This is a genomic window from Rossellomorea sp. FS2, from assembly GCF_047915635.1.
GTDB classification, from domain to species: Bacteria; Bacillota; Bacilli; order Bacillales; family Bacillaceae_B; genus Rossellomorea; species Rossellomorea marisflavi_A.
Genome location: NZ_JBLRVS010000007.1, coordinates 307,859 through 330,951, shown reverse-complemented (window position 1 = coordinate 330,951; position 23,093 = coordinate 307,859). Strand labels below are relative to the sequence as shown.

At 47.6% G+C, this 23,093-nt stretch carries 24 protein-coding genes and 1 pseudogene; 16 read left to right on the top strand and 9 right to left on the bottom strand.

The genetic code is table 11. The features are described 5' to 3' along the window. Positions 1-490: 490 nt before the first annotated feature. Together ACNA6I_RS21005 and ACNA6I_RS21000 are read left to right on the top strand one after the other, a co-directional pair. Positions 491-979 (top strand): annotated as a pseudogene (locus tag ACNA6I_RS21005) (GyrI-like domain-containing protein); the annotation flags it as partial. 616 nt (positions 980-1,595) lie between these two features. Beyond that, positions 1,596-1,868: a hypothetical protein gene (locus ACNA6I_RS21000; RefSeq protein ID WP_416314121.1), complete on the top strand. Its 273-nt coding sequence runs from the start codon at positions 1,596-1,598 to the stop codon at positions 1,866-1,868. 479 nt (positions 1,869-2,347) lie between these two features. Here the strand turns inward: ACNA6I_RS21000 and bshB2 are convergent, their stop codons facing one another. From bshB2 to ACNA6I_RS20980, 4 genes are all read right to left on the bottom strand, one after another. Further along, positions 2,348-3,031 carry a bacillithiol biosynthesis deacetylase BshB2 gene (bshB2, locus tag ACNA6I_RS20995; protein ID WP_048004794.1) on the bottom strand — a complete coding sequence of 228 codons (684 nt, stop codon included), beginning with the start codon at positions 3,029-3,031 and terminating at the stop codon, positions 2,348-2,350. 29 nt (positions 3,032-3,060) lie between these two features. Then, complete coding sequence (locus ACNA6I_RS20990) at positions 3,061-3,408, bottom strand: YojF family protein (RefSeq protein WP_048004795.1); 348 nt, start codon at positions 3,406-3,408, stop codon at positions 3,061-3,063. 207 nt (positions 3,409-3,615) lie between these two features. Next, on the bottom strand, positions 3,616-4,425 hold the full coding sequence (pdxK, locus tag ACNA6I_RS20985; protein ID WP_148794484.1) for a pyridoxine/pyridoxal/pyridoxamine kinase: 810 nt from the start codon (positions 4,423-4,425) through the stop codon (positions 3,616-3,618). Positions 4,426-4,576: 151 nt separating this feature from the next. After that, entirely contained in the window at positions 4,577-4,927 is a 351-nt protein-coding gene (locus ACNA6I_RS20980; RefSeq protein WP_063191072.1) for a general stress protein, read from the bottom strand. 194 nt (positions 4,928-5,121) lie between these two features. Here ACNA6I_RS20980 and ACNA6I_RS20975 point away from each other — a divergent pair, with 194 nt between their 5' ends. The 4 genes from ACNA6I_RS20975 to ACNA6I_RS20960 all read left to right on the top strand — a co-directional run bounded on the left by ACNA6I_RS20975 (position 5,122) and on the right by ACNA6I_RS20960 (position 6,821). After that, positions 5,122-5,787, top strand: a complete 666-nt coding sequence (locus ACNA6I_RS20975; RefSeq protein ID WP_063191071.1) for a uracil-DNA glycosylase — start codon at positions 5,122-5,124, stop codon at positions 5,785-5,787. Between the two features lie 112 nt (positions 5,788-5,899). Further along, on the top strand, positions 5,900-6,031 hold the full coding sequence (locus ACNA6I_RS20970) for a hypothetical protein (protein ID WP_372907019.1): 132 nt from the start codon (positions 5,900-5,902) through the stop codon (positions 6,029-6,031). Positions 6,032-6,131: 100 nt separating this feature from the next. Further along, positions 6,132-6,416, top strand: a complete 285-nt coding sequence (locus ACNA6I_RS20965; RefSeq protein ID WP_048004799.1) for a YwdI family protein — start codon at positions 6,132-6,134, stop codon at positions 6,414-6,416. Positions 6,417-6,449: 33 nt separating this feature from the next. Next, on the top strand, positions 6,450-6,821 hold the full coding sequence (locus ACNA6I_RS20960; protein WP_048004800.1) for a DUF423 domain-containing protein: 372 nt from the start codon (positions 6,450-6,452) through the stop codon (positions 6,819-6,821). 46 nt (positions 6,822-6,867) lie between these two features. Here the strand turns inward: ACNA6I_RS20960 and gerQ are convergent, their stop codons facing one another. Next, entirely contained in the window at positions 6,868-7,317 is a 450-nt protein-coding gene (gerQ, locus tag ACNA6I_RS20955) for a spore coat protein GerQ (protein WP_048004801.1), read from the bottom strand. A gap of 217 nt (positions 7,318-7,534) precedes the next feature. Further along, positions 7,535-8,281, bottom strand: a complete 747-nt coding sequence (hemQ, locus tag ACNA6I_RS20950) for a hydrogen peroxide-dependent heme synthase (protein ID WP_416314120.1) — start codon at positions 8,279-8,281, stop codon at positions 7,535-7,537. Between the two features lie 291 nt (positions 8,282-8,572). Here hemQ and pta point away from each other — a divergent pair, with 291 nt between their 5' ends. Both pta and ACNA6I_RS20940 read left to right on the top strand, forming a co-directional pair. Beyond that, positions 8,573-9,544, top strand: coding sequence for a phosphate acetyltransferase (gene pta, locus ACNA6I_RS20945; RefSeq protein ID WP_048004803.1), 972 nt, complete (start codon positions 8,573-8,575; stop codon positions 9,542-9,544). Positions 9,545-9,639: 95 nt separating this feature from the next. Then, the gene (locus ACNA6I_RS20940; RefSeq protein WP_414130893.1) at positions 9,640-10,491 is read left to right on the top strand and encodes a biotin/lipoate A/B protein ligase family protein; all 852 of its coding nucleotides are present in this window, start codon (positions 9,640-9,642) and stop codon (positions 10,489-10,491) included. A gap of 40 nt (positions 10,492-10,531) precedes the next feature. Here the strand turns inward: ACNA6I_RS20940 and ACNA6I_RS20935 are convergent, their stop codons facing one another. Continuing rightward, positions 10,532-11,281: an RsfA family transcriptional regulator gene (locus ACNA6I_RS20935; RefSeq protein WP_063191069.1), complete on the bottom strand. Its 750-nt coding sequence runs from the start codon at positions 11,279-11,281 to the stop codon at positions 10,532-10,534. Positions 11,282-12,863: 1,582 nt separating this feature from the next. Here ACNA6I_RS20935 and ACNA6I_RS20930 point away from each other — a divergent pair. Then, positions 12,864-14,165: an HD domain-containing protein gene (locus ACNA6I_RS20930; RefSeq protein WP_048004806.1), complete on the top strand. Its 1,302-nt coding sequence runs from the start codon at positions 12,864-12,866 to the stop codon at positions 14,163-14,165. A gap of 48 nt (positions 14,166-14,213) precedes the next feature. Then, on the top strand, positions 14,214-14,717 hold the full coding sequence (locus ACNA6I_RS20925) for a YwgA family protein (RefSeq protein WP_048004807.1): 504 nt from the start codon (positions 14,214-14,216) through the stop codon (positions 14,715-14,717). Positions 14,718-14,797: 80 nt separating this feature from the next. Here ACNA6I_RS20925 and ACNA6I_RS20920 read toward each other — a convergent pair whose 3' ends face one another. Continuing rightward, positions 14,798-14,983: a 2-hydroxymuconate tautomerase gene (locus tag ACNA6I_RS20920; RefSeq protein ID WP_048004808.1), complete on the bottom strand. Its 186-nt coding sequence runs from the start codon at positions 14,981-14,983 to the stop codon at positions 14,798-14,800. Between the two features lie 229 nt (positions 14,984-15,212). On the opposite strand from ACNA6I_RS20920, the gene ACNA6I_RS20915 reads away from it, so the two are divergent. Both ACNA6I_RS20915 and ACNA6I_RS20910 read left to right on the top strand, forming a co-directional pair. Beyond that, complete coding sequence (locus tag ACNA6I_RS20915; protein WP_048004963.1) at positions 15,213-15,842, top strand: site-2 protease family protein; 630 nt, start codon at positions 15,213-15,215, stop codon at positions 15,840-15,842. A 35-nt stretch (positions 15,843-15,877) separates the two neighbouring features. Then, positions 15,878-16,384, top strand: a complete 507-nt coding sequence (locus ACNA6I_RS20910) for a YwhD family protein (RefSeq protein WP_048004809.1) — start codon at positions 15,878-15,880, stop codon at positions 16,382-16,384. A 158-nt stretch (positions 16,385-16,542) separates the two neighbouring features. On the opposite strand, the gene ACNA6I_RS20905 is transcribed toward ACNA6I_RS20910, so the two are convergent. Next, complete coding sequence (locus ACNA6I_RS20905) at positions 16,543-18,612, bottom strand: transglycosylase domain-containing protein (protein WP_048004810.1); 2,070 nt, start codon at positions 18,610-18,612, stop codon at positions 16,543-16,545. A 320-nt stretch (positions 18,613-18,932) separates the two neighbouring features. Here ACNA6I_RS20905 and speE point away from each other — a divergent pair, with 320 nt between their 5' ends. The 4 genes from speE (at position 18,933) to argS (ending at position 23,057) form a co-directional block, all read left to right on the top strand. Then, a complete protein-coding gene (gene speE, locus ACNA6I_RS20900; protein ID WP_048014304.1) occupies positions 18,933-19,763 on the top strand; it encodes a spermidine synthase in 831 nt (276 codons plus the stop codon). Positions 19,764-19,826: 63 nt separating this feature from the next. Further along, entirely contained in the window at positions 19,827-20,696 is an 870-nt protein-coding gene (gene speB / locus ACNA6I_RS20895) for an agmatinase (protein WP_048014303.1), read from the top strand. Positions 20,697-20,932: 236 nt separating this feature from the next. Further along, positions 20,933-21,382 carry a DUF1934 domain-containing protein gene (locus ACNA6I_RS20890; protein ID WP_053072050.1) on the top strand — a complete coding sequence of 150 codons (450 nt, stop codon included), beginning with the start codon at positions 20,933-20,935 and terminating at the stop codon, positions 21,380-21,382. Positions 21,383-21,386: 4 nt separating this feature from the next. Then, positions 21,387-23,057 (top strand): arginine--tRNA ligase, encoded by a 1,671-nt coding sequence (gene argS / locus ACNA6I_RS20885; RefSeq protein ID WP_048004814.1) that lies wholly within the window; start codon positions 21,387-21,389, stop codon positions 23,055-23,057. Positions 23,058-23,093 lie beyond the last annotated feature (36 nt).

Genomic DNA, 23,093 nt, shown 5'->3' with positions numbered 1-23,093 from the left:
GCGCCTGCAGGGTCTCACCAGCCCACTATTCCCGCGGGAGTCGGTCGGCCTTCGCTGCAATGCACTATGCGGTTTAGGAGTAGTGGTAGCTTCTAAAGGAGGTTAAAAGAAAGCAATTCTTGTTTATGCGAAGAAAGAATTATATTGATGGGCTTCACGTTAAGTTAGGTTACACAGTGACTGCCCACCTTTGGTTGCTCAGACAAATGTTACAAAGTCAAAAGTGGCGTTTCGTTTCAGATGGGGACGAGACGATCATGAACGCCTTCTATCAGGTGTTTAATGTTGAATTCGTCTCAACTAAAGCACACCACTTCCTTTGAAATCATCCTATATCATAAGGATGATTTTTTTGAAGGTTATGTGGAGTTTTATGTTAAAATAAGTATAATATTTAGAAAATTCAGTTCAGTTCTTCAACTAATGGTGCATGCTAGCGTAAGAAGGAGTTTATTGGAAGAAATAAAATTAATTTACTGGCATTTAAATAATTTCAATAAAAGGGGATACCGAAATGGAGTATCGGATTGAAAATCTAGATTTTGATTTAAAAGTTATAGGAAAAGGTAAAGTAGTCAAAACAAATAGAGCCTTTAAAACAATTCCTACGCTTTGGAGCAGTGCTAAAAAAGATGGATTTATGCAACAATTGATTGATATGTCTTGGGAAGAACCAAAATGCTCTCTTGAAAGTCTTTTGGGCGTTTGTGGGAAAGAAGCAGCCATTATGGACGAAGAATTTACATACTTTATGGGTGTCAGATATGATGGAAATGTACCGAGTGATATGGAAACGCTAAATATTACCCATCGCACTTGGGCTGTCTTTCCAGGCATCACGAATGCGTGGAAGCGATTATACACAGAATGGGTTCCAACTTCTGTATATGAACTTGCTGATATTCCTTGTATCGAATGCTATTATCCACCAAAACATAAACCGAGAAATGAACTTTGGGTTCCTGTAATTGCAAAATAATTACATATTATAAAAAGGTATCAAAGACAGAAAAAAGAGCTTCCAGGAAATTTGAAGTTTCCTTTTTATTCCATCTATGCATTGTTTCTTTGCATAACTTAAATAAGGAATTAGAATTGTATATTCTTTCACTTACACTAACAGGTGCGTTAATTGAATAAGACAATTATTGGGTATAAAAAAGACTGACTTTTCAATAATCGGTCTTTTTTGTGTGATTTACCTTGTGAATTACCAAGTGTTTTGTTAGTTATTACTTATGAGATTTCATATGATATTTGACTGTTTGCACCTCACAAGTAAACCCGTTAGGTCTAAGCATATCGTTTTGTTTCCTATCAATTTCTATTCTCCTCGATCTGTTTTACAAGCCAGCAAACCGGCATTGATTAATCACCTTGTTAGAGTGTGTACCTCCTTAAACCCTTATTTTTATATGCTCTTTATCTTCCCTGGAACATCATGGTTTGATTTTTATCCGGATCTTTAACAGAGGGGATATAGAGACTGGCTCTCATATTCTTTTTTCTAAAAGAAGTATCCAAACGCTGTCGATGAGTTAATAGAATGAAATGAAAAAGAAGCACAGGGACTTAAACAAAAGGTATTTGAAGATATGAAGAAACATCCAGAACGGGTCCAGTTCGCAGTGCTGGTGGATGATGTGGATGAATTTGAATGGCTCTCAACCAAACCATATTTTAAATTAATAGGGGGGAGGGGCGCATTTCACTTCTCTGCGCTTCACCGCACGCCCCATGGAAAGCGGGTGGCCACAGCGGAACGGAACGGACCATTTTTCCATCCATACCTAATGAAAAAATGGGTTGAAGGCTTGAATGTTTTATTCAGGGGAAGGATGCAAGGATTCAATAGTGATGAGAAGTAGAAGAGATGACTAACCTGGTTGGACCAATTAAACCGCAAACCTTTCATAATCAACTAAATAAAGAAGCTTTGATTAGTAGTGAAATGGATTCATATGCTACCTATAAATAAACCAAAAGTGGATTGTAGCGGAAGGTGCTTGACTCCAGCGGAAAAGGAGGAGGCTCGACGCCCTCCCCGCAGGAAAGCAAGCACCTGCAGCGGAAAGGAACATCCCTGTGCCTTATACACACGTTTAAACACCCCGTTTTTACTGGAAACTAACATCTCTTATGCAAACGAAAAAAAGAGCCCACAACGCGTATAGAAATGTTTGGATCCTCATGAAAACTTAAAAGTGGATTGAAGTGGAGGGTACTTAACTCCAGTGGAAAAGGACCGGTCCCCATCTTAAGTAATCCTCTCATAAAAAGAACGCAAACAACCCCCAAGACCGCTGAAATCCCGGACTTGGGGGTTGTGTATTATCACGTAATAACGTTATTCAACAGAGTCTTTTTCCCACTGATAGCTCCAGAATCGCTCGTTGGTTACCCAGCGAAGGGCCTCAGGATCATTTTGCTCGATGCCTTTGTCCAAATCTTTCAGCATCCAGGCGGTTTGGGAGATATGGGCTCTCATCGTGTTGAGCTTTTGCTCCTTCACAGCAGAAATATCGACTGTGATATCCGGTTGGCCGAGTTCCTTTTCGCATCCATTCGAGAAAGCCAGGCAGTGAAGCTTCGGACGGGAAGCTTTTGGCAAACGGCGTACGGCCCTGATGACAGCGCGGGCGGTTGCCTCGTGGTCTGGATGGACGGAATAGCCAGGGTAGAATGTGATGATCAGGGAAGGGTCGAGCTCTTCGATCAGTTCTGTCACCATATTCGCGAGCTTTTCATCATTTTCGAACTCGACAGTCTTATCGCGGTAACCCATCATGCGAAGGTCTTGAATTCCCATGACCTCAGCTGCTTTTTGCAGTTCCTTCTTACGAATGAGAGGGAGGGATTCCCGTGTGGCGAATGGTGGATTCCCCAAATTACGGCCCATTTCACCAAGGGTCAGGCATGCATATGTGACAGGGGTTCCGTTATTGACATGAGATGAGATCGTTCCGGATACACCGAACGCTTCGTCGTCGGGATGGGGAAAGATTACGAGTAATTGTCTTTCTTTTTCCATTTTGAAATCTCCTTTATCAAAAAATCGTTCTACTTGAATGGGGTAGGGCTGATTTCGAGGGCAACGGCCAGTTTTCCATCAGCTCCGTGTCCGGCCATCAGCAGCCTGCCTTCATCATCTTGTTCATAATGGGTCAAGCCTTCAGCATAGATCCAGCCGATTTCAAGCTTCAATCCGACACGGAAGGGACCGTCTCCGACGATCTTTCCATGCTCATAATTGACCTTGGCGTTTCGGATGTAGGCGCCTGCGGAGAAGAAGTTCTCGTTGAAATGAGATGCGTACGCACCGTTGGTCGTTTCTAAATGTATATAAATATCTTGACGTGCGAACTGATTGATCAGTCCTTGCACATCCGCTAATTGAATGGGCTTCATATCATATCCTCCTCATAATGAAAAAACCATTATGTACTATCTTACTAAATTTAGTGTCCGAAAGCGAAAACTCTGTTTGAGAATCCGCATATGCGGATTTTAGTATTCCCATCCGGCATCTTCTGCATCCGTATGCCGGGCCAAAGGATCAAAAAAGAGACCGTCCTGATGCTGTGCTCAGCTTCAGGACGGTCTCTTGAGAAAGGCTTATTTATCAAATCGATTGTAAGCGCCATGCATGACAGGCCCTACATACTCGTTCAACTTGAATCCGTGCTTGATGGCAGCTGTTACGAATGTTTTTGCATTTGTCACAGCTTCTTTTACATCCTGTCCATTGGCAAGATTTGCAGTGATGGCAGCAGCGAATGTGCATCCTGCTCCATGGTTGTATGTGGTATCCACTTTATCTTCTTCCAGGATGGTGAAGTCCGTTCCATCATAGAAGAGATCGAGGGCTTTTGTGTGTTCAAGCTGCTTTCCGCCTTTGATGACTACGTTCTTTGCTCCGAGGTCATGGATTTTCTTTGCGGCTTCCTTCATGCCTTCAATGGTTTTGATTGGACCAGTCTGAGCAAGCTGTCCAGCTTCGAAAAGGTTGGGAGTCACCACCGTGGCGCGCTGAAGGAGGTGCTCTCTCATAGCGTCGGTTGTTTCCGGGTGAAGAACTTCATCTTCCCCTTTACATACCATCACCGGATCGATGACGACTTTATTTAAGCCGTATTGATCGATTTTTTTTGCGGCAAGCTCGATGACTTCCACCGTACCCAGCATCCCGGTTTTCATCGCATCGATCCCGACAGAAAGGACGGTCTCAAGCTGAGCTTCAAGGGTGCTTACAGGAAGGGGGTGTACGTTGTGGTGCCAATGATCGGCAGGGTCCATCGTTACGACGGTGGTAAGGGCGGTCATGCCATAAACGCCGTGCTCCTGGAAGGTTTTCAGGTCCGCCTGGATGCCTGCGCCCCCACTTGTATCAGAACCAGCAATGGTTAGTGTTTTTTTCAATGTCATCGTTGAACTCCTCCTAAATAGTGCGGGTGTAAATGTAAAAGTCTGACTAAAGAATATACTAACACATAGGGAATATCAAATTGTTTATTCTCATGACATACAAAAGAAGACACCGGCGGCTTGGTGGCCGGTGTCTTCTCCAAATTGTGTTTTAAAGGACGCCCTGGTTGTGATCGATTCCGTGTTTGGAAGCGACAATGACTAATTTCCCCTTGTCGAGTTCTTCCTCATACGTATCAGCTTCTGCCTGATTGAGTCCGACTGCTTTCATCTTGGAGCGCAGCTCATCACCGCGTTTTTGGAACAGGTTCCCGATTGCGTCGAATACCCCTTGTTCCTTGAGTCCGACCGATTCCGTATCGGTCCCCTCGGTGATATGCTGGGAACGATTCTTATCATGTGCAAATACGAAGATATCGTCCTTTGTATATCCCTGGCTTGTCAGCATTTCGATTTCTTTCTTTGCTTCGACTACGTTTTCTACCGTGTGTACTTTATACATGAATGAATACCCTCCAATAAAAAATTGTGATTTCTTATGAGTACTGTTCCCGCTGTACATAGAGTTAAACGTCAGGGGGGCAGTCCGTAGAAATGAAACCCTCTGGCAGGGAGTAGTGGATTTACAGGTGTTCCGCGATGAAGCTATAGTAGAAGAGCAGATAACCAAATAGAGAGAGTGGAAAGGAGTCTGGCATGATTTTTCAAAATGACTGGGCGGATTTGTTAGATGATGAGTTGAATAAAGACTATTACCGGTCTCTGAGGGAGTGGCTGAAGAAAGAATATGACGAGCATACGGTATACCCGCCCATGTTCGATATCTTCAATGCATTCCACTACACCTCATATGACGACGTCAAGGTGGTCCTGCTCGGCCAAGATCCCTATCATGGACCGAATCAAGCAGAGGGACTGAGCTTTTCCGTGAAGAAAGGGGTAAAGATTCCCCCGTCCCTGCGGAATATGTACAAGGAACTTGAAAGCGACATCGGCTGCCCTGTGCCGGAACATGGTTCGTTGGTAAAATGGGCAAAAGAAGGTGTCCTCCTTTTGAATACGGTATTGACGGTGAGGGACGGGGAAGCTCACTCCCACCGGAACAATGGATGGGAACGTCTGACGGATCATGTGATCAAAACGTTGAATGATCGGGATAAGCCGATCGTATTCATCTTGTGGGGAAAACCTGCTCAGGCAAAAGAAAAATTGATCGACCAATCCGTCCATTTCATCATTAAATCTCCGCATCCGAGTCCGCTGTCAGCACATCGAGGCTTTTTTGGGAGCAAACCATATTCCAGAACGAATCAGTTTTTGAAAGAACATCATATCCCGGAGATCGATTGGTGCATCGACTAGCTTGTTTCACGTGAAACATCCAGTGAGGAGAAGGGTTCCTTACAATTCTGTGAACGTTTAGAAAAGGAAGTGGAGGAATGAAGTCAAAGGCGACGCAAGTAAACTGTTTTCAATGCGCCTATTTTTATACAACCTGGGAACCGGCGCATCCGCGTGGCTGCAGGGGATACGGCTTCAAAACGAAGTCGATGCCCTCGGCTGTTGTCCACCAATCCTCAGGACATCCCTGCTTGAAATTCGTTGAGAAAACGAAGGGTCCGACCAGTTGCTAATTTCATCACGAACAATTAGGATTATGGAGTAGGTAAACGAATTCATGAGGATGTTGAAAGGAGTACGACAACATGAATATCCCTCATCAGTCTTTAATCAAGAAGATGGAGATGGAGATCGGGAAGGCAAGGAATGCTGAAAAGGCCAGCCAGATCCGGGAACACATTTATTCCATCAAGGCGATGTGCGAATTGCTCCTCGAAGAGCAGGCGGGAGAAGCACCTGCGGTTTTCCAACAGTCAGCCGTTCAATATATCCCGCAGCCGGAACCGATATCCAAGCCGGTTTCCCTCCAGAAGGAAGAGCCGCTGGAAACGGATGATGGTGCGAATGGTTCATCCCTTTTTGATTTCTAATAAAAGCTTCAAATAAAGAAAGGACGAAGAGCAATGAAGACATTCATCATCATCGGAGCAATAAATGCTTTCCTATCCGTGGCACTTGGCGCGTTCGGTGCTCATGCCCTAGAAGGAAAGATTTCCGCCAAATATATTGAGACCTGGAATACAGGTGTTCAATATCAGATGTTCCATGCTATCGGGATCCTGATCATTGGAGTCATGCTTGGAAACCTTGCACCAAGCTCTCTCTTATCATGGTCAGGCTGGTTGATGCTGATCGGAACGATTCTTTTCTCAGGAAGCCTGTATGTATTGAGTCTGTCAGGAATCAAGGTGCTGGGGGCCATCACACCGCTTGGAGGTGTCAGCTTCCTTGCTGCCTGGGTGCTCCTGATCATTTTTGCCACGAAAAATTTATAATGATAATATGGAAAGCCGCCATCCACGGAGGATGACGGCTTTTTCATTATCTTCGAGGTGAATATCCTTGAGCATATGGATATTCATACTCGATTTCTTCATCAAACGTGATGTAATCCAAGTAGATCATCGGGATAAGATAGCGCATGCCTGTCTGTGGATCGGTGAGTATGAGATGATCCCGCCCAGCAGCTTCGATGATTCCTTTGAAGACTTTCGCATTCCATTCTTTATTATTCTCAAACGTGGTATATACCGTGGCGACTTTCCCTTTGTTCAATCTGAGAATGTTCTCGATGTACGATTCTTCCATCGGAAGCATGCCGGGAACGTTCTGTGACGATGGTGCCGGGGCGTTTGTCGGGGAAGGGATGTAATTCCCCCCTGATTGCGGCATATTGAAGTTCTGTCCCTGACTCTGACTCTGCTGGCCTCCATACTGACTATACGGATTATACTGGTTGTATCCTTGCCCATAGTTAGGATAATTAGACAACGCGTTGACCTCCCTTTATTCTCCAGATGCCCATCAATCAGCACCTTGATTCCTATACTTTGTGGACCGTTTTAGAATTTACGGTACCTGACTGTCTCACTAATTCACTGTATGAGGAGGAAAAGGGGATTATTCATGTAAATCCTCTATTGATTGGAGAAAGGAGCTTTTTACATAAGAAAACGCGTCCCGGAAAAGGTTCCGGGACGCGTTTGGTTTAGTTCACATGCAGGAATGTTTCGATCTTTTCTTCAGGAAGAAGGTTCCCGACATAGAAAGCACCGAATTCCCCGTAACGTGCACTGACTTCGTCAAAACGCATTTCGTACACAAGCTTTTTGAACTGAAGGACATCATCTGCAAACAGCGTGACGCCCCATTCGTAGTCATCGAAACCGACAGAGCCCGTGATGATCTGCTTCACTTTGCCGGCATATTTACGGCCGATCATCCCGTGGCTCCTCATCATATCGCGACGGTCTTCCATCGGGAGCATATACCAGTTATCGTTTCCTTGGCGGCGCTTGTCCATCGGATAGAAGCAGACGTGATTCGCCTTCGGTAGGATCGGGTATAGTCGCTCTTTCACATAAGGATTTTCATAAGGATCGCCTTCTGAAGGCATATAGTTACCCAATTCGACTACTGAGACATATGAGAATGTCGGAACGGTGAACTCAGCGATCTTCAACTTGTTGAACTCGTTCTCAAGCTCGTTCAGTTCTTCCATGGTAGGACGCAGGATCATCAGCATGAAATCAGCCTTCTGTCCGACGATCGAATAGAGGGCATGGCTGCCTTCCTTCGCATCCTGTGTGCTGTTCAACTTATCTAAAAAGCGGTGGAATTCCGCAATGGCTTCCGTACGATCTTCGCTGGAGAGCATCTTCCATGTCGTCCAATCGATTGCCCGGAAATCATGAAGGGAATACCAACCATCCAATGTTTGTGCCGGTTCTGCCAACTTGATCACTCCTTTAATCAATATCCATCCATTACTATATCATAGTTTCACCAATGAAAGCGCATACCCATACTTGAATGTCGTAAAAATGGCACAATCAGGGATAAAGGGTAACACGAGGGAACAGACTATATGAGTATTCATAGAGATTCCGGGTAAAGGAAGAGTGCATCGTTTTTTGAAAACAAAGAATTTTATAGTGGAAGCGATACCAAATCGAGTTTCCCTTGAATTCCTCTATGAGAAGAGTATTCTAAGATTGGATATGTATAAATCAAGGAGGTTCCTCTATTGAGTAATTTATTTGCGACACTGACAGATAAAGTAAAAGGTAAAGAGTTGAAGATCGTTTTCCCTGAAGGCACTGACGAGCGCATCCTTACTGCCGCTTCCCGCCTTGCTGCAGACGGCATCCTGACGCCGATCGTGATCGGAAACAAAGAGCAGGTCGAAGCGAAGGCACATGAACAGAATGTGAAACTCGCAGGCTGCGAAATCATCGATCCTGCAACGTTTGCAGGCATGGATGATTTGGTGAAATCATTCGTTGAACGCCGCAAAGGCAAAGCGACGGAAGAGGACGCGAAAAAGATCCTTCTTGATGGAAACTACTTCGGAACCATGCTTGTATATACTGGACAAGCTCATGGTCTTGTAAGCGGAGCGGCTCATTCAACAGCAGACACTGTGCGCCCTGCCCTTCAGATCATCAAAACAAAAGAAGGCGTGCGTAAAACGTCAGGCGTCTTCATCATGGTACGTGAAGAAGAGAAATATGTATTTGCAGATTGCGCGATCAATATTTCCCCTGACAGCCAAGATCTTGCTGAAATCGCCATCGAAAGTGCAAAAACAGCGGAAATGTTCGATATCGATCCTCGTGTTGCCATGTTGAGCTTCTCAACAAAAGGATCTGCTAAATCACCTGAAACAGAAAAAGTGGTTGACGCCGTAACCATTGCAAAAGAAAAAGCACCTTCCATCACAGTGGACGGAGAATTCCAATTCGATGCAGCGTTCGTTCCATCCGTTGCAGAGAAAAAGGCTCCAGGTGCAGACATCCAAGGAAATGCCAACGTCTTCGTATTCCCAAGCCTTGAAGCAGGGAATATCGGATACAAAATTGCTCAACGCCTTGGTAATTTCGAAGCGGTTGGACCGATCCTTCAAGGATTGAACGCGCCGGTGAACGACCTTTCACGCGGTTGTAATGAAGAAGACGTGTACAAGCTTGCCCTCATCACGGCAGCTCAAGCACTGTAAGAGCTTTAGACCGGTTCCCACGGTGGGAACCGGTCTTTTTTGCTTTATGGGCGCTATGCTATAATGGACAAATCGAAGATATACGAAGGAGAAACATGATGGAGAAAGATAAAGTATATGAGCTCCTCCGCCAAGACCGGTGGAGGGTGATTGATCAATCGAGCCTCGGACCGGTCTTCGGTGCCCTGCAGTCGTTCGCGATGGATGATACGTTATGCACCGTCACGGGATCAGGAGACTCCGACCCCACTGCCCGTTCGTGGGTCCACCACCAGACCGTGGTCCTCGGCATCCAGGACACCAAACTCCCATTTCTGGATGATGCCCTTGAAGTGCTTGAAGAAGCCGGGTATCACTACATTGTCCGGAACTCAGGAGGCCTTGCCGTCGTCCTGGATGAGGGGGTCCTCAACCTGTCCCTCGTCTTCCCCGATTCGGAAAAGGGGATCGACATCAACAGGGGATATGATGCCATGTGGCTTCTCGTCAAAGAGATGTTCCCGGAAGTAAGCGGGCAGATCGAAGCGAAAGAAATCACCCGCTCCTACTGCCCCGGCGGCTATGACCTGAGTATCGACGACCGGAAGTTCGCCGGCATCTCCCAGCGCAGGATCCGAGGAGGCGTGGCGGTCCAGATCTACCTTTGCGTCAACGGAAGCGGCTCGGAACGTGCAGAGCTCATCCGCCGGTTCTACGAGGTGGGGCTGCAGGGTGAACCATCGAAATTCACCTTCCCTGATATCGACCCAAGCGTCATGGCGAGCCTTGCCGAACTCTTGGGGGTCGAGCTCACGGTCCAGGATGTGATGATGAGGTTCCTGACGTCCCTCCACTCATTCAGCGGGCAGCTTTACAATTCATCCCTCCAAGGGGAAGAATACGCCATGTATGAAGCATATTACGAGCGCGTCGTAGACAGGAATGCGAAGGTACTCGGAATGAAATAAGAGGGTGGACCCGATTGTTTGTCGGGGCCACCCTCTTTTATCAACCTTCTGCCACTTTTTCCAGGTTGCCGTTGCGGTCCATTTTAAAGCGCGGTGATTTTGCAGCTTCATCCTCATCAAACAGGACCAGCTTACGTGCCCGGTTCATGATCTGCATGAGGGTTTCATAATCCTCCTGCATGGTCACTGTGTTGTTCTCCAGCTCATTCACCTTTTTACCCAATGCCTCATTTTCTTTTCTGAGCTCATGGATCTCACCCTTTAAACGCTGATTCTCAATCTTGTATACATCGGAATTGGAAAGGGCGTACTGTTGCAGGAACGCAATGACCTTCTCGATGCTCATTTCGCCTTTAGAGGCAACGGGTACTGCTTCATGTACCGGTTGTTCCGGCTGTCCTGCTTCCTCTGACTGGGGCTTATGGATGAACTCATCAAGGGAGAAGGGAATATCATCCTCCGGCATTGATAGAGACATAGCATCCAGATCATCGAAGGAAGGTGCAGGCGGCTGATACAATAGCTTCTTCTTCCCACCTTGATCTTTCCCCAGAATTCGATGGCGCTGCTTTCTCTGTTTTTTTGCTAGTTGAAGAGCTTTCTCATACTGATGGCGCACCACTGCGTTCCAACGGAATCCGCATGCTGCCGACGTACGATTCAACTGATCTCCCACTTCTTCGAATGCATTTAGCTGAGTGCTGCCCTCACGCACGTGACGAAGGACGGTTTCTGCCAGTAAAAGATCATTTTCTTCAGTCCAGGCATCTTGTCTTGATTTAACTGTCATTTCCTCTCAACCCCCATATAGTAATATGTCGTTGATATCATCTTTGACAGCTCGCACCATTTTTATACGAATATGCTAAAAAAAATTCTGGTCTGCTAGTTTCGTTGCTTGGGTGAACCTCCCTTGCAAAACAAAGCCGAAAAGAGTATCGTATGGAACGGTGTTGGATCAAAGGTAGAAAAACCGTCTGAAAAGGACAAATCAATGCCAATTCCAGATGGCTAGGCCATCTGAATTTCAGACTTTGCACCGCCTACCTGCATAACTCTCAACACAGATCAGCACGGCCTGCTAAACCCATTGTGGAGAAGCCCGCGCACCGACTCAAATAACCCAAAACTTCCCTCACCAAGAAGGAAGTTTTATTGTTTATAAAGAAGAGCATATTGGTGTTCCATACTGATCACAGACAGCAGAAGACAAACAGGGCCAGACGGCTAATGTAAGTAAAAGAATGCGAGAAAGAATGAAATCAAACTTATAACCTAAAGTGACATGTTCATTTTGCAATATAACGAAAAGTGTAGAAAGAGATCCTGAGTCCTACCAAAGAGTGAAAGGAAGCGAAGGGATTCGGACTCCTTCGGAAAAGAGGGATGACCGAGACCCCGCAGGCACGAAGAGGCTCGGGCACCCTCCCGAGGAAAGCCGGCCCCGAAGCGGAATGGAACGTCCCATCCAGCACGACGATGAAGTAGAACCAAAAATGAGCTAGGCGGAAACGATGGCAAAAAGGGATCAAAATGTCACCAAAGAGTGAAATGAAGCGAAGGGATCCGGACTCCTTCGGAAAAAGAGGGATGACCGAGACCCCGCAGGCACGAGGAGGCTCGGGCACCCTCCCGAGGAAAGCCGGTCCCGCAGCGAAATGAAACGTCCCATCAAGAACAACAATGAAGCAGAACCGAAAACGAACTAGGCGGAAACAATGAATGAAAAAAGGGAATCAAAGTATCACCAAGAGTGAAAAGAAGCGAAGGGATCCGGACTCCTTCGGAAAAGAGGGATGACCGAGACCCCGCAGGCACGAGGAGGCTCGGGCGCCCTCCCGAGGAAAGCCGTGGTCCCGCAGCGAAATGAAACGTCCCATCAAGAACAACCATGAAGTAGAACCAAAAATGAGCTAGGCGGAAACGATGAATGCAAAAAGGGAATCAAAATGTCACCAAAGAGTGAAAGGAAGCGAAGGGATCCGGACTCCTTCGGAAAAGAGGGATGACCGAGACCCCGCAGGCACGAGGAGGCTCGGACGCCCTCCCGAGGAAAGCCGTGGTCCCGCAGCGAAATGGAACGTCCCATCCAGAATGACTATGAACCACCCTCCGCAAAACCCATAAATCCAACAAACAGGTTTGCACCAAACAGAAAAAGGAAATATAGGAACAATGCAGAACGATTCAAAAACCAGCGGTTCTCTACTCCTGTCAAGAGGGGTCAGAATCACAAAAAAATTTCATTCCCCAAAACATCAGGAATGAAAAGCCTCGAAGACAATTACCTATTTTTTTCGACACAATTCGAGATGAATCGTGGGTAAAAAGCCGCTATAATAGAAAGATGCTAGTTAGGAAGAGGGTAAAAGATGGAGTATGCCAAGCAGAAATTACATGAAGAAAAAGTATTTAAAGACCCTGTTCATCGATACGTTCATGTAAGGGACCGGGTGATCTGGGATTTGATTGGAACAAAAGAGTTTCAACGCCTTCGCAGGATCCGTCAGCTGGGAACTACCTACTTGACCTTCCACGGTGCGGAACACAGCCGTTTCAACCATTCCCTCGGAGTCTATGAAATCATCCGCAGGATCATCGATGATGTATTCGCAGGAAGACCAGAATGGAGCGACGATGAGCGCCTCTTATCCCTTTGTGCCGCCCTGCTGCACGACCTTGGGCATGGACCGTTCTCCCACTCATTCGAAAAGGTCTTCCATATGGATCACGAGCATTTCACCCAGGCGATCATCCTTGGGGACACCGAGGTCAACCAAGTGCTGAGAAAAGTGTCAAAGAACTTCCCGAAACATGTCGCGGAAGTGATTGCTAAAACCTATAAGAATAAACTTGTCGTCAGCCTCATATCCAGTCAGATCGATGCTGACCGCATGGATTATCTGCAGAGGGACGCCTATTTCACCGGAGTAAGCTACGGCCACTTCGATATGGAGCGGATCCTTCGTGTCATGAGACCGCGTGAAGATCAGGTCGTCATCAAGCAGAGCGGGATGCACGCCGTCGAGGACTACATCATGAGCCGCTATCAAATGTATTGGCAGGTATACTTCCACCCCGTCACACGGAGTGCGGAAGTAATCCTGACGAAGATCTTACATAGGGCGAAGGAGCTTTACGAAGATTCCTATTCCTTCAAACAGGAACCGATCCACTTTTATTCATTGTTCCAGGGGGATGTTTCCCTGGAGGATTACCTGAAGCTTGATGAAGGGGTCATCACGTACTATTTTCAGATTTGGCAGGAAGAAGAAGACCCGATCCTCCGCGATCTGTGCGAGCGGTTCATGAATCGCAACCTGTTCAAATACGTCGAATTCGACCCGGCTAAGGAATACAAGAAGCATAGTGAACTCGAAGCCCTCTTCAAAAAAGCAGGCATCGATCCCGACTACTATCTTGTTGTCGATTCCTCATCAGATCTGCCGTACGACTTTTACCGTCCCGGTGAAGAGGAGGAACGCCTTCCGATTCACCTTCTGATGAAGAACGATGAGCTGAGGGAGCTTTCAAGGCAGTCGGATATCGTCGATTCCATCTCCGGGAAGCGCCGGACAGACCATAAACTATACTATCCAGTGGATCTTCTCTATGACGAATCCACGAAGAAGAATATAAAAAGACAGATTCGCAGCATCTTAGAACTCACATGACGACACGGTGGCTAGACATGCAATACTAGGAGTAGGAGATGACGTACATTGTTGAAAGAACACGCAAAATTGATGAGCGCCTTCATGGCATCGGGAGAAGTGATCGGGAGGAAGAAGCTTCAGAAGATGATCTTCATCGCGAAGAAGCTGGCCTTCCCGTTTCAGGAGCGCTTTGAATTTCATTTCTATGGTCCCTATTCAGAGGAACTGACTCTCAGAGTGGAAGAATTATGCAATATGGGGTTCATCTCGGAAGTGAAGGAGAAGAAGGGCGGCTATTATCAATACCGCTACTCCGTCACGGAAGAAGGGGAGGACTTTTTGAAAATCTATGAAAAGGACATGCCGTTCCTCAAGGATTGCTTAACGGATATGAACGGTCAATCGGCCCGTTTCCTTGAGCTCGTATCGACGGTCCTTTACTTTGATACCTTGCCGAAAGAAGAAGTGGCGGAAAAGGTCTTCACCCTGAAGAGCAAACAAAAGTATACGAATGAAGAAGTGGATGAGGCCTATGCCTACATCGAAAGCTTGAAAAAGGTCATTCACTAGGATGGAGGGGACTGCGCTTGAAGCGGTCCTTTTTTATGTTGGGCAAAGAAAAAACGGCCGCAACATAGGGCCGTCATGGTTCATTGGTCGCTTAAGCGCTTGCCGCCTGACGCGTAGTGGTTAGGGGTCATTTCCTCGATGAAGACGACGACTTTCTCTTCAGGTGCACCGGTCGTTTCGCTGACGGCTTCCGTCACTTTCTCAACGAGTGCGCGCTTCTGATCATCGGTGCGTCCTTCCAGCATCTTCACGGTAACATAAGGCATTTACATTCGCTCCCTGCTTTTGAATTTGATACAATCTGTGATAGGCTTTTGCCTATACCTTAACTGTATCGGGTAACGCTTGGACAGGCAAGACATATTCAGCCTACGGATGCAGGACTTTTCCTGTATACTGGGGAATAAGAAAATATATGAAACAGATAAAGGAGTACATACCTTGGAAACATTCCGTCAGCTTTTTGAAGCCATTTCCATTTTTCGGCTGAACGAGATGCCGTTTGTCATCATTTCCCTCGTCGTGGGGTTCACGGTCCATGAGTTTGCCCACGCGTATGTGGCCTACCGCTTCGGCGACCATACGGCGAAGGATCAGGGACGCCTGACGCTGAATCCGGCTCAGCATCTAGATCCGATCGGGACGCTTCTGCTCCTGATCGCAGGTTTCGGGTGGGCAAGACCGGTACCGGTCCAGCGTTCGCGTTTTAAAAATCCGAAGCTTGCCGGGATCCTTGTGTCCCTTGCCGGCCCGCTCAGCAACTTTTTAGTGGCCTTCATCGCTTACGCCCTGTTCTTTTTCTTCATTGGCGTCAGTGGATTCGCGGTCCCGTCGTTCATCGTGAATCTTCTTCAGATGATGGTTTACTTAAATGTCCTGCTGTTCGTCTTCAATCTGATACCGGTTCCGCCGTTGGACGGATACCGGGTGATAGAGGATCTGGCACCGCCCCATGTGCGTTCTAAGATGAGCCAGTATGAGCAGTATGGTGCACTGATTTTCATCGTACTCGTCATTACCCCATTGGGGAACTATACGATCAGACCGTTGCTTTTCAACGGGATTGCAGCGGTGAATCAAACGTTTAACAGCATTTTCACGGCAATCTATTCACTATTTTCGTAGTCAAAATCAATTGAAGTATAGAGGAGTGAGACAGGATGGAGAAGAAGAAAAATATCGGATTCAACATCATCAAAAATGACCCGACGGATGGGCATGGAGGATACGGTGTCGGCGCCCTCAGTCTGGACAATGTATCACCCGTCATGATCGACGTGGAAGCAGGCGAAGCCACCATCGAAGTCGGAGCCATGCATGCACGGAGCCCCATTGAAAAGGGCATCAAGTTTACGAATAACAGGGAAGATTCGGCAGGCGGGAAAAATTATTGGCTGATATGGGTGACGATCGACCGGATGGAAGACGGTCCTTACTATGCAGGTGTGACAGCTTGTGAGCTTGTGGTGAACAGGGAAAAGAGAAGGGGCTATAAATCCATGCCGGAGCACGTGAACCACATGGATAAGTCGATCAAACGCCATATCATCGTCGAACAGATGGATGAAAAGTCCAAGGGCGTCCTCGCAACGTTCCTGAAGAATCATGATCAGGGGATGTGGGATCGTTCGAAGGATGAGCTGAAAAGCGCACTGTTAAGCCAATGAAAGCGTTTGTGAACAAAATGTGAACATTTACTCTATGTGACTTTCCTATCTTGTACTTTGTTGAGAATAAAAGTAAAATGAAAGCACAGTTTGCACATGAACTAGGACATGGAAAGACCCGGATCACGCACAGATCCGGGTCTTTCTTTTTTGTCTGTCTAAAAGATCCATTCCTTGAACCGGTCCAGCCATGGCTTCCGCTTCTTGGATGGGGGATGATGCTCTTTGCCATGATTCCCGTCACGGAGATGGGTCTGGCAGTAGTCGGTCGGCTCCGTCCCTTTCACAAAATAAGTGAAACGCTGGACGGGACAGTCCTTGGTGGCAAGTTTTCCGCTTTGTGGATCCACTGCCACTCCGATTACATTCTTCGTCGGTTTGAAGCTTTTGATGGGCTCGTCCTTCAGGGCCTGTTCCATGAAGTTCACCCAGATTTTCTTCGCATAATACTTGTCGTTGGCGAGATTGACTTCTTCGCCTTTATCGAATCCGGTCCACACCCCTGCCGTCAGCTGAGGGGTGAACCCGATCATCCAGTTGTCCGTGTCCGTCGTGCCCGATTTCCCGGCATAGGGACGGGTGGCATCTCCGATGATCTGGGTGCCGGTCACATTGGCATAGCCGTTCAGCTTCGGATCAAAGATACCGGTCAGCATATGGGTCATGACGAAAGCAAGATCATGGTCAAGGACAGGTTCCTTCTTGGAAGCATGCTCGTAAATCGTCTTCCCTGAATAGTCCACCACCTTGGTGATGAAAACGGGTTTCACTTTGTATCCACCGTTGGCAAACATATTGTAGGCGTTGACCATATCGATGACCCTGGCGCCGGATGTTCCGAGGGCAGAGGATGGGTACTTTTTGATATCCGTCGTGATTCCGAACTGTTCCTTGGCTGTTTTCGGCAGCGTGTCCTGGCCGATGAATAGATGGGTCTTGACCGCGTAGATGTTATCGGAAAGGGCGATGGCCTGCGCAAGCGTGATGTCCCCATTGGGGTACTGATTATTATAATTATGGGGTTCATACGTCGACTCTCCGTCATTGAAGGTGAAGGAGGTGGGCTCGCTCTTCATCCTGGTCGACGGCGTATAGCCTTCTTTCAGCGCTGCATAGTAAAGGAGCGGCTTGATCGTGGATCCGGGCTGTCTGATGGCCTGGACGGCACGGTTGAAAGGGCTCTGTTCATAATCCCTGCCTCCGACCATTGCCGATACGTACCCTGAAGAAGGATCCATCGAGACGAATGCGAGCTGAAGGTCGGAATCCTGTGGAATCTGCTCAGCCACGACTCTCTCGGCAATCTTCTGGTGATCGGGATTCAAGGTTGTATAGACTTTCAACCCTCCCATTTCAATCGTGCGCTCATCGATCCCAAGCTCTGAATGAAGCACGCTTTTGACGACATCCTGGAAATAGGGTGCGACATTCGCCGTCTGATTCGGATGGGTACCCGTAATGGCGAGCTTATGGTTTTTGGCAGAATCGGCCTCTTCTTGCGTAATGCGACGATCTTCCACCATGGAATCCAGGATAAGGTCCTGTCTTTTACCCGCGTTGTCAGGATGGCTGATCGGTGAGTAGTAGACAGGGGCCTTCGGAACCCCGGCGAGAACCGCCGCTTCTTCAAGGGTGAGATCCTTCGCGTCTTTTCCGAAGTAGAACTGGCTCGCTGCCTGGATTCCGTAGGCGCCATGACCGTAATAGATCGTATTCAGATAGCCTTCAAGGATTTCTTTCTTGGAGTAATTCATTTCGATGCGCAAGGTGTACATCGCTTCGGAAATCTTTCGTTTCCATGTTTTATCATGGGAGAGGAAGAGATTCCGGGCGTACTGTTGGGAGATGGTGCTGGCCCCCTGCACCTTGCTCATCGCCTTCAGATCAGCAAGGGCTGCGCCTCCCATCCGTTTGAAATCGAAGCCGTAGTGCTCATAGAACCGTTTATCTTCGACGGAAATCGTCGCTTCGATCAAATAGGGAGATATGTTATCAAGGTCGACCCAGTATCGCTTCTCGCCCGTATTCGTTTCACCGATCACCGACCCGTCTTCTCCGTAAAGGAGACTGGCCTGGGGGACAGCGAGCGGGGGTGGACCTTTTACTTTGGCGTAAATGAGTATGGCAAGGAGCATCAATAGGAGGAGTACCACTATGGCAAGGCAAGCGGCTGCTGCCAGCCTGATATATTTTTTCGATTTACCGAATTGTTTGACCATCGTCTCCATTCCTTCCCCCTCTTTCTGTCGTTCTCAAGCAGAATCTATCAGAACCTGCCTTTCTTATTTAGTAGTATGAGATAATTTGAGGGGTTTTAAACATCATCAGTCGAATATTCACTTCCTATTCGGGGAGTGTGGAATGTTCCTGAAAATTTCACTTGAATTTTTGCGAGTTTCCACTATACTTTTTCTCATGTTTGTATTTATCCTGAAAGGGAAGGATAATGTTGGACAATGAAGACAACCGGTCTAGGGACTGAACAATAGAGCCTGCTGCAGCACACCTTTACTGCAGCCATACTTTACAAGGAAAGGAAGTAGAACAAATGAGCGGACTTTGGTATACAGAGAAACAAACGGATAACTTCGGGATCACGATGAAGATCAAGAAGACTTTACATACGGAGCAAACGGATTTTCAATATCTTGAAATGGCCGAAACGGAAGAATGGGGGAACATGCTTTTCCTAGACGGAATGGTCATGACAAGTCAGAAAGACGAATTCGTTTATCATGAAATGGTCGCACACGTACCCCTTTTCACCCATCCCAATCCCGAGAACGTCCTGGTCGTCGGTGGAGGAGATGGCGGTGTCATCCGTGAAGTGTTGAAGCACCCAAGCGTGAAGAAGGCGGTATTGGTTGATATCGACGGAAAAGTCATCGAGTATTCCAAGAAGTATCTTCCAGAGATTGCAGGAGAACTTGAAAACGAACGTGTCGATGTTCAAGTCGGTGACGGATTCATGCATATCGCCAAAAGTGAAAATGAATATGACGTCATCATGGTCGATTCAACAGAACCTGTAGGACCTGCCGTGAACCTCTTCACAAAAGGCTTCTATGCTGGGATCTCCAAAGCGCTGAAAGAAGACGGGATCTTCGTCGCTCAGTGTGATAACCCATGGTTCAAAGCAGACTTGATCCGCCAAGTACAAAAGGACGTGAAAGAGATCTTCCCGATCACGCGTCTTTACACTGCGAACATCCCGACCTATCCAAGCGGCATGTGGGCCTTCACGATCGGTTCAAAGAAATACGATCCGACAGACGTACCGGCAGAGCGTTTCCACGAAATCGAAACGAAGTACTACACGAAAGAGCTTCACAACGCAGCATTCGTCCTGCCTAAATTCGTGAAAGACCTGACAGAATAAAACAAATGAAAAGGACGGACCTTCGAATCAGGGTCCGTCCTTCTTGAAGAGAGGAAGAACACCATGCGCTTTGATGAAGCCTATTCAGGCAATGTATTTATTAAGAGTCATCCTTCTTATGAAGAAAGTTCAGTCGTCCTGTACGGCATGCCGATGGACTGGACCGTCAGCTATCGCCCGGGTTCACGCTTCGGCCCAACCCGTATCCGCGAGGTTTCCATCGGACTTGAAGAGTACAGCGCCTACCTTGATCGTGAGCTGGAAGAAGTAAAATACTACGACGCAGGGGATATCCCCCTTCCATTCGGGAACGCCCAGCGCAGTCTGGATATGATCGAAGACTACATCGATGGTCTGCTGGCAGATGGGAAGACACCATTCGGCATGGGTGGGGAGCATCTTGTATCGTGGCCGGTCATGAAAGCCGTAGCCAAGAAGCATCCGGATCTTGCCATCATCCACATGGATGCCCATACCGATCTTCGTGAAGAGTATGAAGGAGAGCCCCTTTCCCACTCGACTCCGATCCGCAAGATCGCTGAGCATATCGGACCTGAAAATGTGTACTCCTTCGGGATTCGTTCCGGTATGAAAGAAGAGTTCCAATGGGCGAAGGAAAATGGGATGCATATCTCAAAATTCGAAGTCCTGGAACCACTTAAGGAAATCCTGCCGACACTCGCGGGACGTCCGGTTTATGTCACCATCGACATCGATGTCCTTGATCCGGCCCATGCTCCGGGCACGGGTACAGTGGATGCTGGAGGCATCACGTCCAAAGAACTTCTTGCGTCCATTCATGAAATCGCCCGTTCTGAAGTGAACATCGTCGGTGCAGATCTGGTGGAAGTTGCGCCGATCTATGATCCATCCGAGCAAACGGCCAACACAGCGAGCAAGCTGATCCGTGAAATGCTTCTCGGCTGGATGTAATCAATGATTTTCCTAAGCCCCTTGAGACTCCGGTCCAAGGGGCTTTTTCCTCATATCCTCACCGAAATCCCGGACCTTCCATTGCATTTTATCAGGATAGTTCTTATAATTAATAAGTTAGAGGGCAGGCTCCAACAGGCAGCCGAGTCCAATGAATAGACGATTCAATGGTTCAGGTGAGACAAGACCGATCTGAGCCATTACACATAGCACCAATACAGCATACTAAAAAGGATGTGAGTGGTTTGACAGCTTCACCGACCGATTCCACCCCTGTCAAAATTCACTTGAAAACGAAGATTACCATCGGGGAAGAGAGCGATTCATATGAATTGATCTCGTTCGGCCGATATTATGAGAAAGCAGGAGCCGTTTTCCTGAAATACGATGAGGTACAAGAAGAGGGCACCACCAATACGATCGTCAAGCTGACCGACCGTCAGGCCCTGATCCTCCGTAGCGGAGCCGTCAAGATGAGGATGGCCTTCAACGAAGAGGAAGAACAGAATGGCTCGTATGAAAGTCAGTTGGGGACACTGTTATTGACCACCAAGACCCATTCCCTATCCCACACACAGATGGATACATCCCTTGAAGGGGATTTCAATCTCACCTATCAACTGAAGATGCAAGGCAATCCGGTTGGAGAGTATATCATGTCCATTCATTACAAGGAGGAAGCGTAGACCCATGAATATTGTTGAAAACGTGCAAGAAAAACTGAAAGCTGAAATCAAGGACGCTGTCATTAAAGCGGGACTTGCCACTGAAGACCAGATCCCTGATGTGATCCTGGAGACTCCGAAGGATAAAACCCACGGGGATTATTCCACGAATATGGCGATGCAGCTCGCGCGGGTGGCAAAAAAAGCTCCGCGCATGATTGCAGAAGAGCTGATCAACCACTTTGATCAATCCAAAGCGTCCATCGAAAAGCTGGACATCGCAGGACCGGGCTTCATCAACTTTTTCATGGACAATGCCTACCTCAACGACTTGATTCCTGTCATCCTTGATGAAGGTCATGACTATGGACAATCCAATGCCGGAAACGGAGAGCGTGTGAACGTGGAATTCGTATCCGCCAATCCTACCGGTGACCTTCACCTTGGTCATGCCCGTGGAGCTGCTGTCGGTGATTCCCTGTGCAACGTCCTCGAGAAGGCAGGCTATGAGGTAACGCGTGAGTATTACATCAATGATGCAGGGAACCAGATCCATAACCTTGCTGTCTCAGTGGAAGCACGTTACTTCCAGGCACTCGGCGAAGACAAAGCCATGCCTGAGGATGGGTACCACGGTGCCGATATCATCCAGATCGGGAAGGATATCGCTGCCGAGCACGGCCGCACATACGCAGAAGCAAGTGAAGAGGATCGCTATGCGTTCTTCCGTGAATACGGTTTGAAGACTGAAATGGCGAAGCTTCAAAAGGATCTGGAAATGTTCCGTGTACCATTCAACGTCTGGTATTCCGAAACATCCCTTTACAATAACGGGAAGATCGATGCTGCCCTACAAACGCTTAAAGACAACGGCCACGTATACGAAAAAGACGGAGCGACCTGGTTCCAATCAACTGAACTCGGGGACGATAAAGACCGTGTGTTGATCAAGAATGACGGTACGTACACGTACTTGACCCCTGACATTTCGTATCATAAAGATAAGTTCGACCGCGGCCATGATGTCCTCATCAACATCTGGGGAGCAGATCACCACGGCTACATCCCTCGTATGAAGGCTGCTGTCGAGGCACTTGGCTTCGACCGCGACAAGCTTGAAGTGGAAATCATCCAACTCGTCCATCTGTACAAGAACGGCGAGAAGATGAAGATGAGCAAGCGTACAGGTAAAGCCGTGACGCTTCGTGAATTGGTAGAAGAAGTCGGCCTCGATGCCGTTCGTTATTTCTTTGCGATGAGAAGTGCGGATACGCATATGGACTTCGATCTGGATCTTGCCGTTTCCCAGTCGAATGAGAACCCGGTTTATTATGCACAATATGCCCATGCGCGGATCTGCAGTATCCTTCGTCAGGCTGAGGAGCAGGGGCTTGCGTCTGAAGACAAGGTGGACTTGAGCCTGATCGGAACGGAGAAAGAGATCGATCTATTGAAGAAGCTTGGTGAATTCCCGCAGACGATCGCGGATGCAGCCGAGAAACGTACGCCTCACCGCATGGCCAATTACATCAATGACTTGGCTTCGGCTTTCCACAGCTTCTATAATGCGAATAAAGTTCTTGATGGGGAGAACCGTGAGTTGACGACGGCCCGTTTGGCGCTAGTGAAGACGGTACGGATTACGCTTCAGAATGCTTTGGCATTGATTGGGGTTTCTGCACCGGAGAAAATGTAAGGTTTTTATTTAGCGAGTACGCTTCGTTTTGGAGCG

What these genes read in the sequence shown, in the direction of transcription:
- ACNA6I_RS21000 (WP_416314121.1), top strand. Translation starts at nt 1,596, where the DNA reads ATGAAGAAACATCCAGAACGGGTCCAGTTCGCAGTGCTGGTGGATGAT.
- bshB2 (WP_048004794.1), bottom strand. Translation starts at nt 3,031, where the DNA reads ATGGAAAAAGAAAGACAATTACTCGTAATCTTTCCCCATCCCGACGAC.
- ACNA6I_RS20990 (WP_048004795.1), bottom strand. Translation starts at nt 3,408, where the DNA reads ATGAAGCCCATTCAATTAGCGGATGTGCAAGGACTGATCAATCAGTTC.
- pdxK (WP_148794484.1), bottom strand. Translation starts at nt 4,425, where the DNA reads ATGACATTGAAAAAAACACTAACCATTGCTGGTTCTGATACAAGTGGG.
- ACNA6I_RS20980 (WP_063191072.1), bottom strand. Translation starts at nt 4,927, where the DNA reads ATGTATAAAGTACACACGGTAGAAAACGTAGTCGAAGCAAAGAAAGAA.
- ACNA6I_RS20975 (WP_063191071.1), top strand. Translation starts at nt 5,122, where the DNA reads ATGATTTTTCAAAATGACTGGGCGGATTTGTTAGATGATGAGTTGAAT.
- ACNA6I_RS20970 (WP_372907019.1), top strand. Translation starts at nt 5,900, where the DNA reads ATGCGCCTATTTTTATACAACCTGGGAACCGGCGCATCCGCGTGGCTG.
- ACNA6I_RS20965 (WP_048004799.1), top strand. Translation starts at nt 6,132, where the DNA reads ATGAATATCCCTCATCAGTCTTTAATCAAGAAGATGGAGATGGAGATC.
- ACNA6I_RS20960 (WP_048004800.1), top strand. Translation starts at nt 6,450, where the DNA reads ATGAAGACATTCATCATCATCGGAGCAATAAATGCTTTCCTATCCGTG.
- ACNA6I_RS20940 (WP_414130893.1), top strand. Translation starts at nt 9,640, where the DNA reads ATGATGGAGAAAGATAAAGTATATGAGCTCCTCCGCCAAGACCGGTGG.
- ACNA6I_RS20935 (WP_063191069.1), bottom strand. Translation starts at nt 11,281, where the DNA reads ATGACAGTTAAATCAAGACAAGATGCCTGGACTGAAGAAAATGATCTT.
- ACNA6I_RS20930 (WP_048004806.1), top strand. Translation starts at nt 12,864, where the DNA reads ATGGAGTATGCCAAGCAGAAATTACATGAAGAAAAAGTATTTAAAGAC.
- ACNA6I_RS20920 (WP_048004808.1), bottom strand. Translation starts at nt 14,983, where the DNA reads ATGCCTTATGTTACCGTGAAGATGCTGGAAGGACGCACCGATGATCAG.
- ACNA6I_RS20915 (WP_048004963.1), top strand. Translation starts at nt 15,213, where the DNA reads ATGCCGTTTGTCATCATTTCCCTCGTCGTGGGGTTCACGGTCCATGAG.
- ACNA6I_RS20910 (WP_048004809.1), top strand. Translation starts at nt 15,878, where the DNA reads ATGGAGAAGAAGAAAAATATCGGATTCAACATCATCAAAAATGACCCG.
- ACNA6I_RS20905 (WP_048004810.1), bottom strand. Translation starts at nt 18,612, where the DNA reads ATGGAGACGATGGTCAAACAATTCGGTAAATCGAAAAAATATATCAGG.
- speE (WP_048014304.1), top strand. Translation starts at nt 18,933, where the DNA reads ATGAGCGGACTTTGGTATACAGAGAAACAAACGGATAACTTCGGGATC.
- speB (WP_048014303.1), top strand. Translation starts at nt 19,827, where the DNA reads ATGCGCTTTGATGAAGCCTATTCAGGCAATGTATTTATTAAGAGTCAT.
- argS (WP_048004814.1), top strand. Translation starts at nt 21,387, where the DNA reads ATGAATATTGTTGAAAACGTGCAAGAAAAACTGAAAGCTGAAATCAAG.